This window comes from Acinetobacter genomosp. 33YU (assembly GCF_001990725.1).
Lineage (GTDB): Bacteria > Pseudomonadota > Gammaproteobacteria > Pseudomonadales > Moraxellaceae > Acinetobacter > Acinetobacter seifertii.
The window spans coordinates 263429-278832 of sequence record NZ_LFZQ01000002.1 but is presented as its reverse complement, the minus strand read 5'-3'; the positions used below and the strand labels follow the sequence as shown (position 1 = coordinate 278832).

Sequence of the window (15404 nt, the reverse complement as noted above, 5' to 3'; positions counted from 1 at the left end):
TGGGGCAATCGGAAATTGTTTGAACTAAACTTATGTAAGTACATTTATGAAGAAGAAAAAAAAGAAATTATTGATGAAATTTATTTTGAAAAAATATGCGTTGATAATAATAAAGTTGTAGTAAGTAATTTTAATGATTTGCAACAGGTTGAAAAGTCTTTGGAGATTTTTAATAGTTATCTTGGAAAAAATAATTATTGCTATTGTTATATAATGATTGAATCTCGGCATAAGCTCACTACAGAATTAAAAGAAAATAATATAGCAAATCGTTTAATTCTTTCGGAAAACTTTACTTTTAATGGTGAAGAACTCTCAATTGAATTTGATCCAGATTTTGATCTTATAGCAAAAAACAACTTAGAAGATTTTGAAAAATTTAAAGAGAAAGAAGAGCTATTGATTCGTCTTTCAAATGAAACTATAGGGAAAAAGAGATGGCTAAATTTTACAAAGCTAGAAAAAAAATGCTGGTTAGATTTTGCTTATTTTAGAATGAACGAAAGAGGGGAACCTTTATCATTAAATATAACAGTTGATGGTAAATACCTACTGTGTGAAGAAGATGTGTATTGTTATTTTGGAGAGGAGGTTTATGGGGTATTAGGATACTTAGGTTATAACTTTAATGCATTTGCTGATGTACTGTGGGATTTGCCTTTAAAAGTTAAATGGATAAATTTTCAGTACTCTAAAGATAATTTTGAGTCGAAAGAAGATTTTTCTGATTTAGATGATTTTATTGAAGTTTTAAAAAAATACTCGTCATTAGAAATTTCATATTAGTAACCAATCAAAATTTAAAAATAAAGCAGAGATAGAGGAAAATATTATATGAGTTCTGAACTTACAGAAGAGTATATTTTTTATATTGAAATAAGTGAATTTAGTGAGTTTGATGATGATGTAACTATTTGGAGCGGATATCTTTCAGAAAATTGTGTAATCACTGATACTCAAGTTGTTTTTCATGGTTTTTTTGGTGAGGGTGAAATAAATAAAGATAAAAAAAGTAAAAAATATAAGTATGATATCTATGGCATTAATTTATTCTTCTTAAAAGAAAATAACGAATATTTCGGTGTTTTAGGTTCTAGTATTGAATCTTTTGAAGTGAAAGATAATAAATTGATATTAAATTTATGCGAAGAGGAGACTTATTTTGATGAGTTTAAATTTGATTTAATTAAGAAATATCGAAAAAATCAGCTTAAATTACAAGATTGGTGCAATTTAAACGAAGAACAGAAAAAGAAGTGGATGAAAGTTTCGAATTGGATTCAACAGTACAAGCCTACAAACTTAGTAAGTTCAATAGTTATAGATGGTAGAAATATTAAGTCCTTTAATGATTTCTTATGCTGTATAGGTGAGGAAGTGAATGGATTGATGGGCTACTTTGGTTCTAGTTTTGGTGGTTTGTCTGATAGTCTCACTGGTGGGATTGGTTGTATAACTATACCTTTGAACATTACTTGGAAGTACTTTGAAGAAACCAAGTATTCTTTTAATAACTATGATAACCCTGATGATTTTGAGTACTTGATTGAGCTTTTAAATGAGAAAGCTACTTTAAATATTACGTAAAGCTAGATTGAAGGTATTGGATATAATATGGATGCTAAAACATTAATTAATAGCTATTTGAATTCTGCAGTTACTCTCTTAAGTGAGTGTGATATAACATTCAAAGATTTCGATTATGATGCTATTGATATTACTAAAAGAAGATTAAATGGTTGTATAGTTAGTAAAGATAGAGAAGATGCTTTATATTGGTATTGGAATTATATTGATGAACGAAAAGCTCCTATGGAATTCTATAATAAAGATATCTTAAGAGTAAGATTGGGTATTTGTTTGCTAGCTAAAGATATAGACCAAGTTGAAGATTTTAATGAGCATGTTTCTTGGTTTGTAACCTTAATGAAAAATTATGGAGTTAGTGATGATAAAATTCAAATTTTAACCAATTTATATTTAAAAAAATGAGTAAATACATTAGTTTCTAAATCTATGATCAAAGTGAAGGGTATTTGAAATTCACATGAATATGTCCTATAGATTTAACTTTGAATATGGCAAAGTAAATATAATTTATTTTATTTGTGCTTAAAAACTGATCTTTATTGTTATTTTAATAATACAATCTTAGGGTTATAAAATGCTTACTTATGAGTGTTCCGAATTTAAACTATTGGTTATGCATGAATTGGATAATTTTAATGTGGCTGAGCAAAATATAGACTTTAATGTTACTGTAGATAATATTAAATATGCTGGAACAGCAGTAACGCTTAAAAATATTGAATATTTAATGGAAAAATTTAGAACAAGTGGTGATTGTCATTTTGGTCGTTATTTTTTGCAATCTAACATGCTAATTTTAGAGGAAATGACGATTGATTGTTTGCGTGATGCATTATTAGATATTGTTAAAGATAAGACACTAAATACTCTTGATGATATGTTTTATAGAATCAATTGTGATAGTTGAAATTGGAGTAAATAGATTGTTAATATAAGGAAATATGAAATGAATAATATTTTAATTGAAAGCATTTCAATAGAAAAGTTAAAAAAGCTTCTTAATGAAAATAATGCTCATGATTTAGATATATTTGAAGATGTTAATTCTCTAGTTTTTAAATTAGATAGTATTAGTCTAGAAACTGATCTATATGAAGTATTGGTCTATGTTTGTAAGATAGATATTTTATCAATGCATAATTTGAAAATAGCCTATTACAAGAATATTTTTGATATGGACTATAATATTATTGACGATTTTTTCGTTACTCTAATGGATTGATCTATAACTATATTCATCAAAATGACATCGATTGGTCATATAAATGAAATCCTGCTGTACAAAAATAATGCAATTTATTGGGGTAAATTCCAGTCATGCAGAAAAAATCTTATAAAGTTCTAAGTTTGGTATTTCTTGTTGCGAGCATGATGGCTATAACTGCTTGCAATGATAGTAATGATCAGCAATCTACGGCAGTTTCTCCAACACCTACAGATACCCGTGACCAGCGTTTTCTTACAGTCAAAACCAATGATGTAATTCAAGTTACGATTGCTGATTTGATCCCAACGCAGGGTGCAATTGGTTATGATCAAATTTATTATAAATTAGGGCGTTGGCAAGGTGATTTGCAGCGCCCAACTTGGCAAGCAGATCCAGTCAATCAATTAGTTTATTTAAATAAAACTATTGGTAAGAAGTTTAGTGATTATTGTGAAGCGATTGGTGCAAAAGGTCGTGATGATTTTACAAGTCTGCAAGACCTACAAAAGGCCAATTTAAAACAATTGGAGACATTTAACTGTCAAGAACAGCCGGGCACTGAAACGGCTGATTTGAAAACGGTCGTTGTTGGTTATGATGGGCGCCTTTATCTGACCGATGGTCATCATACAATGACCGAATTCCGTGAGCTGCCTGATGGCGGTGGTCAACTTAAAGTATGGGTAAAAGTTGTAGGGAATTATAGCGATAGTAAAACTGCGGATGAGTTTTGGGCGAAAATGCTTGCCAATGGCCAAGCATGGTTAAGAGATGGAAAAAACCAACCGATTTCATATCAACAATTACCTAAAAACTTAGGCCTAAAATCTGCAACTAACCCTGACGGTATGCAAAATAATCCATATCGTTCATTGGTTTATTTCACACGTGATATTGGTTATAGCAAAGTTGCCAATGCAACGGACTATACTGAGTTTTTATGGGAAGATTGGTTTAATAAGCAAATCGCTAATAATCTGGTACATTCTTTAAGTTTCTATCATACCGATGCGAGTGTGTATGGTGCTGCAGATGTATTGGCAACTACTGAAATTAAAGCTGATTTAACTGTATCGGGTAGTGCAACAGGCTATCAGGCAGCGGTTGCTGATTATTCATTATTGATGGGAAGTACCAAACCGACTGATATTATTTATGGTACTTCAACTGCCGCAGATTTGGGCGCATTACAGCTTGTGAAAAATGCCGCTAAAGGTTCTGTTACTGCGACTTCAGTTTCTAATCTTGCAGATTTGACCCGTGATGAAATCAAGAAAGATAAAACACCGCGTACAGGTGGAAGTATTTGGTATGCGGTAAATTACAAGTTGTGTGGAAAACCCGCTACAGGAACGTGTTGGGGTTGGTAATTCACGAATATTTAATAAGAAAGGGGTGAGTAAAGTCACTCCTTTTTTAATATAAATAAATCATTAATGTTTGATCAGAATAGAATTGATTATTTAAAAATTAAAAACATCACTTGCTCTCCCTTAAGTCCTAAACATCTCACCTTGCACACGTTATTAAGATTTTTTCTATTTTTATAAACCTCAAATTAACAATAACTTGTCAATTATTTATCCTTACTTTTTAATGATCTAATTTAAAACAAATGTCATTTTGTGTGCTTGACTGTAAGAAGGTTGGGAACTATTCTTTGCCTGCTGGCCACATTGCCAGTCGGTTTTGACGAACCGCAATCACACGAGTATCAGAATTATTCCTTCTGAGGGATAGTTTTGTGCAGCTCCTCGTCTCCCTCTCGTAGCGGTAGGACGGAAGGGGGACACCTACGGGTGTGCTGGCCTCGTGTGACCAGTTCGTCAACCCCCTTTCGTTCTGCCACCATAATTTTAATGTTTTGGCAGAACTCCAATAAAAAGGAGTTGGCTTTGCACATCCATTATTTCTTGGCAGCCTTTGCCAAAAGTTATAACGACACTACTTAACAATTTAAAGCAGCTTGATGGCCTTTAGGGTTTTCAGGCTTTAAGTCATTACGGCTCAAAAAACTTGCATCAACTATAAAACTTGAGATGTGCCAAGCACAGTCTTTACGGCTTTGCTGTGCCTTTTTTTCTCCCAGAAAGGGCACAGGCTTTTTCTCTTTTAGAAACAACAAGAACTTTATAACGGTAAAACTATGCGAAATTTAGAAACATCTTCCAAAAAATTACAGGTTATTCAAACTTCCATTCGCCTCTTTACAACCTATGGGTTTCACACAGCAGGTGTAGACCTGATTGCTAAAGAGTCGGAAGTTCAAAAAGCCACGCTTTACAACTACTTTCACTCAAAAGAAGGGCTGATCGAAATGTGTATTGCCTTTCAAAAAAGCCTACTTAAAGAAGAAGTACTCGCTATTATTTATTCAAGCTATTACCGCACACCAACCGATAAGCTGAAAGAAATTATAGTTTTACATGCTAACTCTAACAGCTTATACCACTTATTACTTAAAGCCTTTTTTGAAATTAAAGTGACTTATCCTCAGGCTTACCGTATGGCACTTGAATATAGAAAATGGCTGCATCATGAAATTTTTGACTTAATTTTTAGTATTGAAACCCGTGACTTAAGGCCAAGTGCTGACATGGTTTTAAATCTAATCGATGGCTTAATGTTTAAATTTTTAAGTACAGATTGTTTAGATGAAAGAGATGCGGTGGTGGAACACTTCTTTATGTCAGTGGGATAGAGGAAAAACTCATACTCATTATTCAGTATATGGCCTGAGGGGGATTTATTATGATTTTTTTTAATAATGATAATTTGAACTCTAGTACTAGGCCCTACTAAATTATTACTATTTACTTAAGTTTTAGCTTTATATTTTTTCTATAAAATAGTTATAAAACTAAGGTTAAAACTGAAGTTAATACAAACGAGATAGACAAATCTGTCTATTTTTTATAAAATATAGTCGATTGTAACTCAAATTTATAAATAAAGTGATGTTTAATAATATTACCCAGATTTTAGAGAGTGTTGGTTTTCTCTCACAACATCGTTCGGTGTATCTTCAATTTTCAGATGCATCCCTGAATAGTCAGGTCTTTTTACAACGTATAGATGGGCAACATTATCTTAATCAGGGCATGACAGCAGAGCTAATTTGTTTATCAACAAATGCCCATATCCCACTCAAAACATTTATTGGAGTACAAGTCGCTGTTGACCAAGTAACAGACCGAGGAAATTTTTTCCGTACGACTGGTATTATTACTGGAGCATCGCAGGGACAAAGTGATGGTGCTTTAACTTTATATAAGCTTGCTGTAAGTGATCCAACTTATCTCTGGCATAAACGCAGAAATAGTCGTGTGTTTATGAACAAGAGTGTGAAAGAAATTAGTGAAATTCTATTTCAGGAATGGCAGGGGAAAAGTCCATTATTTGCTTCTAGTCTGACTCTAGATTTGAGCGGATTGAAACAGACTTACGATGTTCGTCCTTTTGTGATGCAGCTCAATGAAAGTGATTATGACTTCTTAACTCGCTTATGGCGTAGTGAAGGCATAAGCTGGCTTATTGACGAAGCTGAGCTTACTGTCGCGAGCAATACAGATGATATTCAGCCACAAAAATTACGTCTGATTGATGATAATAACCAATATCAAGCGCTGACAAGAAGAGCGATTCGTTACCACCGCAGCAGTGCAACTGAACAATCTGATAGCATGACCAGCCTCATGGCTGACCGTAGTTTACAGCCGACCTCTGTTTTTGTGCAGCGTTGGCAGTCAGATGTATTGCAACAAACTGATGGAGTAGGCAGTGTCCAAAGCAAACATCAACATAGCTCTAACTACGACAATCAAAGCTTAAGCCTCGAAGAAGCATGGCACTATAGTCCGGCATGGATGCAAGATTTAAAAGGCGAAGATGGGGCAACCTCCGCAAGCAATCAACAACTAGAAAAGTTTAACCAGAACCTAAGTGCTTATTATGATGCTCAGTCTAAGCAGTTCATTGCAAAAACCACAGTACGAGATACCCAAGTCGGCTATTGGTTTGAGCTGAATGAACATCCTGAAATAGATCAGCATAACGGTGCAGATAAAGAGTTTTTAATTGTAGGTAAGAACTACTATAACCAAAATAATTTACCCAAAGATTTAAACCAGCAAATCCAAACTTTAGTTCAACAAAGTGATTGGCAAGCGAGTAATACTGACGAGCGCCAAGCGAATCAGTTGATTTTACAACGTCGTCATATTCCAACTACTCCAGCTTATAATCCACAAACTCATAGTCCTGCCACTCATCCACAACGTGCGAAAGTGGTCGGTCCTGAAGGTGAAGAAATCTATGTAGATGAATGGGGGCGTATTAAAGTCCGCTTCCTGTTTACCCGTAGTGATGACCATAGCCATGATGGTGGAGCAGGAACCAACAACAATGACACCGATTCTGCTTGGATTGACGTTCTAACACCGTGGGCTGGAGAAGGCTATGGTGCGCGTTTTTTACCGCGTATTGGTGAAATTGTTGTTATTAACTTCTTTAATGGCGATATCGACCGACCGTTTGTGATGGGGCGAGTGCATGAGGCACAGCTTCATCCAACCAAATTTGATAATAAAGGTAAGCTTCCCGATACTAAAAAGCTCAGTGGTATCCGTTCCAAAGAGGTCTCAGGTGGTGGTTTTGGACAGCTCAGATTTGATGATACACCGGGACAAATTAGTACCCAACTTCAAAGCAGTCATGGTGCAAGCCAGTTAAATCTGGGGAAACTCAGCCATCCTAAAGATAAAGCGGAAAGTGAAGACCGCGGTGAAGGTTTTGAACTGCGAACGGACCAATGGGGAGCATTGCGTGCAGGGCAAGGTTTATTGGTATCTACTTATAAACAAGATAATGCCAAAGGCGAACACCTTGATGCCGAAGTCGCTAAAAAGCAACTTGAAGGTAGTCAAACGAATAGTAAAGCACTGAGTGACATCGCTAAAAACCAGAAAACCGATGAAATAGAATCGATTGAACAGTTAAAAGATTTTGCCTCACAAATTCAGCAACAAATCGCTAAATTTGAAAAAGCTTTACTGCTTTTAAGTTCACCGGATGGCATAGCCTTGAGTACGTCTGAGGATATTTATATCTCGGCTGATGCACAAATCAATCAGGTTGCTGGAGACAGCATTAATATAAGTACTCAAAAGAATGTCATTGCCCATGCTCAAAATAAGATCAGCCTCTTTGCAGCACAAAGTGGACTAAAAGCTGTAGCAGCACAAGGCAAGGTAGAAATACAAGCTCAGGCAGATGCGCTGGATGTGTTGAGCAAACTTGGAATTACAATTTCATCAACCGATGACAAGGTCATCATTAGTAGCCCGAAAGAAGTCAAAATCACGGGTGGCTCATCGCAAATTACTCTGAATGGCTCAGGAATCTTTCCGAAAACTGGTGGGAAATTCCAAGTCAATGCAGGGCAGCATTTGTTCATGGGAGGAGCGAGTGTTCAGCCTAGCTTACCGTCATTACCTGTTTTTGAACCCAAGCCACAGGATTTATTTTTAGAATATTTTCATGCTGATGGTACGCCTGCAAAAGGATCTAAATATACGGTAACACTCTCTGATGGTTCTAAAAGAACTGGATTTTTAGATGAAAAAGGGCAAGCTTTTATTCGAGATGTTCCTGTTGGAAAAGCACAAGTTCTTTATGAAACTTTATTTAGTGAAAATGAGAAATCAGGTGCAGTTGATGACAGTTGGTTTTCTAATTTTATTCAAACCAAAGGTGTTAAATAATGGTTGAACAAAATAAAACACCTGAGACAGGAAATGAACAGTTTTGGCAAGGTTTAAGTCGTAAATCAGGATATATACAACAAGAATTTATCCAATCTTCTGAGTTTCTAAGCCTTGCATTAGGTGAGTCCGAATATGGTGTAGCGAAACATGCGCCTTTAGAAAAAAAAGATCAAACTCAATATGCTTATGTATCTAGTCATTTTTCAATCGAAGCATTACCTGAATCGGCAGGGTTTCTAGATAAGTTTCAACATGCGATACAACTTGCATTTGCTGTAAAAGTACAAACAGATGTTAATCTTGCAAATAATATTAATAAGATAATTGATGAAAATATAGACGATATTCAATATATTTTTGGATTTATTAGTGGCGATTTTAATAAAGATCCTACAGTTGCCCAAGTGATTGTGGGTGGCCTCATCAGTATGATCCCTGTTGCCGATCAGATATGTGATATCCGGGATTTATTGGCCAGTGTTATTATTTTATCAGATGAAAAAGAAAGAACACCTGAAAACTGGATGAGTTTAGCCTTAGTAGGAATTGGTGTAATTCCATTTTTTGGTTCAGTTTTTAAAACGATTGCCAAGTTGATTACTAGTAAAGTTATTAAAACAAAAGATGAGTTATTTAAGGCAATTGAGCAGTTGGAATCTTATTGTCGAAAGCTTGGTTATAAAGCATTTTGGGGAGATAACCCTGAAAGGTGGTTGAAAACCAAACCTTGGATAGAAATAGGTACAAATGCAAAACTAGTACTTAATCAATATCTTGCAAAACTACAATCACTTTTACAAATGTATGGTAGTCGTAATACTGCTAAAATGACTGGGTTTGATGCTCTGGCAGATAAATACGCGGCTGCACTTAAAAGTATCATGGCTCAGGTTGGACGGTATATTGATGACCTCTGTCGTCAGGTTGAGAATGCTTGTCATGAGATTATGGGGCAACCAAAATTGAGTGTTGCAGGTGGACATGGCAATGGGATGGATATCCATATTGGTGGGAGTCCCAGTCAACCGACTCGAGCTAGCCATACACAGCCATCGAATAAAATTGCTTTTGCCAAAATGAAAGAGCACAAGGTCGGATGTTTTGATCCAGTAAATACTCCTAAAGCTCGAGCCAATGCCCGTAAAAATATTGATTTAGGACATCCGCCACAAGCCAAGCGTGAAAATTGGTCAGAAGATCAATATTTAAAGTGGGAAACCGATCGCCAGTTAGAAATGCAACAGAATGCTTTAAATAGTATGACGGCAAAAGATTATGAGAAAGGTCGGGATCTTTTTAAGCAAAATGGTCGAGGGAATGGTCTGGATCAAGTTCAAGCTAGAACAAAATACGAAAAAGAGCTTAAAGATAAATACTATGAACAATATTCTAAAGACCCTAATATTTCAGCAATAGATGCTATGACTAAATCTGAGAAAGATGCTAAAGATGTAATGTCGACCATGGCCGCCTTACATAATCCTGATCAAATAGCAGCAGGAATTATGAGTAATGCTCCTATGGATATGGGTTTAAAGAACGTAAATTCATCTATTGGTAGTGGCTGGGGCAATAAAGCGAATGGAGAAACCATAAGTCGTGTAGGATCTATTGATAATGCTGTCAAAGGGATTGATCCAAGTGTGAAAGATGCAACTAAACTCAATGTCAAATTAGAGAGATGTAAATAATGTTATCGGAAGTTGTGTTAAAGAAAATTAATGATCATCTAGATTTTTTTAATGTTCGATTTTCAAATATCAAAATAGGTAAAAAGCCAACACCTGAATTCATTGCTCAGCATCAACATACTTTTCCTGAATATCTATTTTATATTTGGGATAAACTTGGTTTTGCATCGTTTGAAAATGGTGGCTTTTGGTTAGTTAATCCAGTGGATTATGAAGATATTTTAGAGCTTTGTTTAAAAGATACTGATTTCCCCCAATATGATGAATTTTATGTTATTGGTAGAAGCGCTTTTGGCGATTTACATGTAATAGGTAAAAGTACGAGTTCCAAATTGACAATTGATATGATCAATTTAAGAATTTACCCATCAATTAAAGATATTCGAAACGTAGAAGATATAGACCATTTAATTTCATTTTTATCTACTATTGTCATGAAGGCGAAGAATGAAGATATAGATGTTTATGATCAAAATGGAAAATTTCTTTTTGATCGCTGTTTAACAAATCTAGGTGAGCTCAAAGAGAGTGAAATCTATGCTTTTGAACCACCAGCAGTATTAGGTGGACCACAAGTTATTGAGAATATGAAAAAAGTAGATTTATTCCAATACATTCCTTTTGTAGCTCAACTAGATAAGTTTCAAGTGATGTTGGATATTTCCAAAGAGGTTGATCGTTTGGGTATCAAACCAAATCATTAAAAAGTAGTAAGTTATCAATTCTTTGAGTGGGAGTTTAACTCCTACTTTTTTATTGATCAAAAATAGCAATTAACAATATCTTTTGACTCATTAGGTGTAGTTGTGCCAATAAAGCAATTAGCGATTCTATAAGCCATGTAGGATCTATTAACAATGCTATTAAAGGAATTGATCCAAGTGTGAAAGATGCAATCAAACTTAATGTCAAATTAGAGCGATATAAATAATGTTACCGATTAGCCAACAGGAAGAGATACAAAAGTACTTTGATTACTTTAATGTTAAGTTTTCTAAGATTGAAATAGGTAAAAAACCAACGCCTGAATTCATTGCTCAGCATCAACATACTTTTCCTGAATATCTATTTTATCTTTGGGAAAAACTTGGTTTTGCATCGTTTGAAAATGGCGGCTTTTGGCTAGTCAATCCAGTAGATTATGAAGATATTTTAGAACTTTGTCTCAAAGATACTGACTTTCCTGAATATGATGAATTCTATATTCTTGGACGAAGTGCTTTTGGAGAATTGCATGCTATAGGTAAAAATACGAGTTCAAAGTTGACAATAGATATGATCAATTTAAGAATTTACCCATCAATTAAAGATATCCAAGATACTGAAAATAATGATTTATTAGGCTCATTTTTATCTATGATTGTTACTAGAGCTAAGAATGAAGACATAGATGTTTATGATCAAAATGGCAAATTACTTTTTGATCGCTGCTTAACAAACTTAGGTGAACTTACCGAAGATCAAATCTATGCCTTTGAACCACCAGCGGTTTTGGGTGGACCACAAATTATTGAGAATATGAAAAAAGTAGATTTATTCCAATACATTCCTTTTGTAGCTCAACTAGATAAGTTTCAAGTGATGTTGGATATTTCCAAAGAGGTTGATCGTTTGGGTATCAAACCGAAAAGTTAATCTTGCCTAACAAAATATATGCTGTGTGAGTAATTAGAAAAGGGAGTTAGGCTCCTTTTTCTATAGATAAATTCTTTAAATAAAATTTGATAGCAACCTTACATAATTCGATTATGTCATAAAAAATTATAGTCCATATTTTGATAAATTGCGGAAGCTTTACTGAGGGCTAAATGGTGATGAATAAGAAAATGGCCTTAAAATTTTTTATTTAATTATTAAAAAGGAGAAATTCTAATGAAAAATAGACTCATCTTCATTTTTTCAATCCTGTTGATACTGACAGGTTGTGGTAAGAAATATAAGATAACCCCTGATAGTCTGTCTATAGCTCATGTTAATCAAAATTATCAACAAATAATTAATATCTCAGGTGGGAAAACAGTTGATGGAGATGTAGATTTTAAAAGTAATATTCCTAATGATTTAGGTATATCTGTTAGTCCAGATGAAAGTAGTGGCTATAATCAAATTACAATCAAAGGAGTTCCAAAATACACTGGGGCATTTACTATTTATATTTCGACGGGATTTTATGCTGGTGGTGATGCTGTAATTAAAAAAACCTATACTCTCAAAGTTGAGAAATAAATATTTTAAATTTTAAGAAGTTTCAAAATTAACTTAATACTCCTTCCAAATAAAAATAGTCTATTATTTATAGGCTATTTTTATTTGTAATTTTTATCAATGCAAATTTAACAATAAATTTTAATATTTGGAAGCCTCCTTAGTCGTGATAGTTAATTTCGACAAAAAAGTATTTTTTACTTTAATTGTTAAAAAGGAAAAATTCTAATGAAAATTAAACTTATCGCTATTTTCTCAATATTATTGATACTTACAGGTTGTGGTAAGAAATATACGATTACACCTGATGAATTACCAGTTGCTCAGGTCAATCAAAAATATTATCAAGAGATTCATATTGAAGGTGGTAAAGTCGTTGATAAAGATCAACCATTGAATACAAATATACCTGAAGATTTAGGAATAACAGTTCAACCTGCTAATAATCTCGATGGTTATAATATTATTGAAGTCAAGGGAACCCCAAAGTATAAAGGTACATTTACAATTCATATTTGGGCGGGTTTTTATGGAGGTGGTAGTAATGAGATCAATAAAACTTATAATTTTACAGTTAAGTAAAAGAGATTTTAACTTGTAATAAGTAAAGTGAAATTTCTATCCATTTAATAGGAATAAGAGAGACTAATGATGGGGAAATCTAATCACTATATTTACTCTATTATTTTTTCAATATTATTGATACTTACAGGTTGTGGTAAGAAATATACGATTACACCTGATGAATTACCGGTTGCTCATGTTAATCAGAAATATTATCAAGTGATTCATATTTCAGGTGGTAAAGTTGTTGATGATAGTGCTAAATTAGAAACAAATATTCCTAAAGAATTAGGAATAACAGTTCAACCTGCTAATGATCTAGATGGTTATAATGTTATTGAGGTCAAGGGAAATCCAAAGTATAAAGGTACATTTACAATTCATATTTGGGTGGGATTTTATGCTGGTGGCGATAATGAAATCGATAAAACCTATGCTTTTACAGTTCTGTAAAAAGAGACCTTAACTTTAATAAGTGAAATAAAATTTCTATCCATTTAACAGGAAGAAGAGAGCCTAATGATGGGAAAATCTAATCATTATATTTACTCTATTATTTTTTTAATATTATTGGTACTTACAGGCTGCGGTAAGAAATATACGATTACACCTGATCTACTTCCAACAGCTCATGTGAATCAGGAGTATAGACAGCTTATTCAGATTTCTGGAGGTAAGGTTGTAGATAAAAATGCTGAATTAACTACAGATATACCAGAGGATCTTGGCATCACAGTCAAGCCAGAAAATGATTTATCGAGATACAATATTATAGAGATTAAAGGAAAACCAAAATATGAAGGAACTTACAGTATAAGTATTTATGCTGACTTTTTTGGCGGTGGTAATAATGAAATTAAAAAAACCTATACTCTCAAAGTTGAGAAATAAATATTTTAAATTTTAAGAAGTTTCAAAATTAACTTAATACTCCTTCCAAATAAAAATAGTCTATTATTTATAGGCTATTTTTATTTGTAATTTTTATCAATGCAAATTTAACAATAAATTTTAATATTTGAAAGCTTGCTTAGTAGCGGTAGTTAATTACGAGAGAAAAGTATTTTTTGCTTTAATTGTTAAAAAGGAGGAATTTTAATGAAAATTAAACTGATCGCTATTTTCTCAATATTATTGATACTTACAGGTTGTGGAAAGAAATATACTATAACACCTGATGTGCTTCCAACAGCTCATGTGAGTCAGGAGTATAGACAACTTATTCAGATTTCTGGAGGTAAAGTTGTAGATAAAGAGGCTGAATTAACTACAGATATACCCGATGATCTTGGTATTACAGTTAAGCCAGAAAATGATTTATCTAGATACAATATTATTGAGATCAAAGGAAAACCAAAATATAAGGGAACATTTTCTATAAAAATTTGGGCTGGGTTTCATGGTGGGGGGAGCTCTGTAATTGACAAAACCTATACTTTTAAAGTTGAATGAAAAGAAACATCATTTTGTATCTATACTTTTATGTGCGCTTTTATAGAAAACTTAAAAATATAGTACTACATGGTATTTTAATTATGATTGATGGTACTAATTTTGTAGAACTTTCAACAACAATAAAGACTTGATAAATAATTGAATTATGGCTTCTTATTACTGAGTTAACTATATATTACTTTATTATTTTGAGCCAAACAACTTGTTTGGCTCTTATTTTTTAACAGTTAATTCCTATCTATTCAGACTGAGCTAAGTCACGTTCACGACATGATAATTCATAGTAATTACCTTTTGGTAGAGAACGAATTTTAAAGCCATAGTAATCACTGGTTGACTCTATAGGACCGACACTACATTGATTTGTTTTTGCAAATTTTTCAATTAATTTCAAATTAGAAGTTTGCTTAAATACAGCTCCCCAACCTTCACTTACACAACAGCCCACATATTCAGACATATATTCATCTGAAATGAGTACGACATTTTGTCCCATAAACTCATAAGGTTTCTTGAGTTTATATATATCGTTATAGTCTGCTCGCGAAATATTAGGTTTCTTGGCTAAAAAGCCTTTTTGTTTGAGTATTTGGAACTTTAAAAAATTCTGAGGCCCAGTACCAAGTCCTCTATAAACCGAATTATTAACTTCTGCAAAGCTATACGAGCTAAACATACTGACTAAACTTAAAAATAGTATTTTTCTCATTTTAAATTTCAAAAGTTATATGAGGTCGTAATTCTTTCATATCTTATAAGTAGCGTAAAGTAAGTAGCTGATTTTTATAGTCTACACATAAAATATAGTGTCGATAAAAGGTTGTTATTAAATTAAGTTTTCTTTGAACTAGATGAGATAATAGGGGGAGGAAAGCAACCTAAATGATAACTTTCCTTTGTTTTAAAATATGAGAAAAGCTTTAAAAC

Annotated in this window: 18 protein-coding genes; 16 read left to right on the top strand and 2 right to left on the bottom strand. The window is 33.3% G+C overall.

Going from position 1 to position 15404, the window contains the following annotated elements; genetic code table 11:
* The first annotated feature begins 15 nt into the window (after positions 1-15).
* From AC056_RS02495 to AC056_RS02470, 6 genes are all read left to right on the top strand, one after another.
* Positions 16-786 (top strand): hypothetical protein, encoded by a 771-nt coding sequence (locus AC056_RS02495; protein WP_077162689.1) that lies wholly within the window; start codon positions 16-18, stop codon positions 784-786.
* A 48-nt stretch (positions 787-834) separates the two neighbouring features.
* Positions 835-1587 carry a barstar family protein gene (locus tag AC056_RS02490; RefSeq protein ID WP_077162640.1) on the top strand — a complete coding sequence of 251 codons (753 nt, stop codon included), beginning with the start codon at positions 835-837 and terminating at the stop codon, positions 1585-1587.
* A 27-nt stretch (positions 1588-1614) separates the two neighbouring features.
* Positions 1615-1992 carry a hypothetical protein gene (locus tag AC056_RS02485; RefSeq protein ID WP_077162639.1) on the top strand — a complete coding sequence of 126 codons (378 nt, stop codon included), beginning with the start codon at positions 1615-1617 and terminating at the stop codon, positions 1990-1992.
* Positions 1993-2164: 172 nt separating this feature from the next.
* Complete coding sequence (locus tag AC056_RS02480) at positions 2165-2497, top strand: hypothetical protein (RefSeq protein ID WP_077162638.1); 333 nt, start codon at positions 2165-2167, stop codon at positions 2495-2497.
* A 39-nt stretch (positions 2498-2536) separates the two neighbouring features.
* Positions 2537-2812 (top strand): hypothetical protein, encoded by a 276-nt coding sequence (locus AC056_RS02475; RefSeq protein ID WP_077162637.1) that lies wholly within the window; start codon positions 2537-2539, stop codon positions 2810-2812.
* A gap of 95 nt (positions 2813-2907) precedes the next feature.
* Entirely contained in the window at positions 2908-4167 is a 1260-nt protein-coding gene (locus tag AC056_RS02470; protein ID WP_077162636.1) for a ParB/Srx family N-terminal domain-containing protein, read from the top strand.
* Positions 4168-4745: 578 nt separating this feature from the next.
* On the opposite strand, the gene AC056_RS19520 is transcribed toward AC056_RS02470, so the two are convergent.
* Positions 4746-4895, bottom strand: coding sequence for a hypothetical protein (locus tag AC056_RS19520; RefSeq protein ID WP_167370366.1), 150 nt, complete (start codon positions 4893-4895; stop codon positions 4746-4748).
* Between the two features lie 48 nt (positions 4896-4943).
* Between AC056_RS19520 and AC056_RS02460 the strand changes: the two genes are divergently transcribed.
* The 10 genes from AC056_RS02460 (at position 4944) to AC056_RS02415 (ending at position 14474) form a co-directional block, all read left to right on the top strand.
* Positions 4944-5498: a TetR/AcrR family transcriptional regulator gene (locus AC056_RS02460; protein ID WP_077162635.1), complete on the top strand. Its 555-nt coding sequence runs from the start codon at positions 4944-4946 to the stop codon at positions 5496-5498.
* Positions 5499-5754: 256 nt separating this feature from the next.
* Positions 5755-8559: a type VI secretion system Vgr family protein gene (locus tag AC056_RS02455; protein ID WP_228144348.1), complete on the top strand. Its 2805-nt coding sequence runs from the start codon at positions 5755-5757 to the stop codon at positions 8557-8559.
* A complete protein-coding gene (locus AC056_RS02450) occupies positions 8559-10253 on the top strand; it encodes a polymorphic toxin type 15 domain-containing protein (RefSeq protein ID WP_077162634.1) in 1695 nt (564 codons plus the stop codon). The genes AC056_RS02455 and AC056_RS02450 overlap by 1 nt, the downstream gene beginning before the upstream one ends.
* On the top strand, positions 10253-10957 hold the full coding sequence (locus AC056_RS02445) for a GAD-like domain-containing protein (protein WP_077162633.1): 705 nt from the start codon (positions 10253-10255) through the stop codon (positions 10955-10957). The genes AC056_RS02450 and AC056_RS02445 overlap by 1 nt, the downstream gene beginning before the upstream one ends.
* Before the next feature lie 226 nt (positions 10958-11183).
* A complete protein-coding gene (locus AC056_RS02440; RefSeq protein WP_077162632.1) occupies positions 11184-11888 on the top strand; it encodes a GAD-like domain-containing protein in 705 nt (234 codons plus the stop codon).
* A gap of 237 nt (positions 11889-12125) precedes the next feature.
* Positions 12126-12479 carry a hypothetical protein gene (locus tag AC056_RS02435; RefSeq protein WP_039254420.1) on the top strand — a complete coding sequence of 118 codons (354 nt, stop codon included), beginning with the start codon at positions 12126-12128 and terminating at the stop codon, positions 12477-12479.
* Between the two features lie 207 nt (positions 12480-12686).
* On the top strand, positions 12687-13040 hold the full coding sequence (locus AC056_RS02430) for a hypothetical protein (protein WP_077162631.1): 354 nt from the start codon (positions 12687-12689) through the stop codon (positions 13038-13040).
* A gap of 66 nt (positions 13041-13106) precedes the next feature.
* Entirely contained in the window at positions 13107-13475 is a 369-nt protein-coding gene (locus AC056_RS02425; protein WP_228144347.1) for a hypothetical protein, read from the top strand.
* A gap of 66 nt (positions 13476-13541) precedes the next feature.
* Positions 13542-13913, top strand: coding sequence for a hypothetical protein (locus AC056_RS02420; protein WP_228144346.1), 372 nt, complete (start codon positions 13542-13544; stop codon positions 13911-13913).
* A gap of 207 nt (positions 13914-14120) precedes the next feature.
* Positions 14121-14474, top strand: a complete 354-nt coding sequence (locus AC056_RS02415; protein ID WP_039254414.1) for a hypothetical protein — start codon at positions 14121-14123, stop codon at positions 14472-14474.
* A gap of 241 nt (positions 14475-14715) precedes the next feature.
* Here the strand turns inward: AC056_RS02415 and AC056_RS02410 are convergent, their stop codons facing one another.
* Entirely contained in the window at positions 14716-15186 is a 471-nt protein-coding gene (locus AC056_RS02410; protein ID WP_039254412.1) for a hypothetical protein, read from the bottom strand.
* Between the last annotated feature and the right edge of the window lie 218 nt (positions 15187-15404).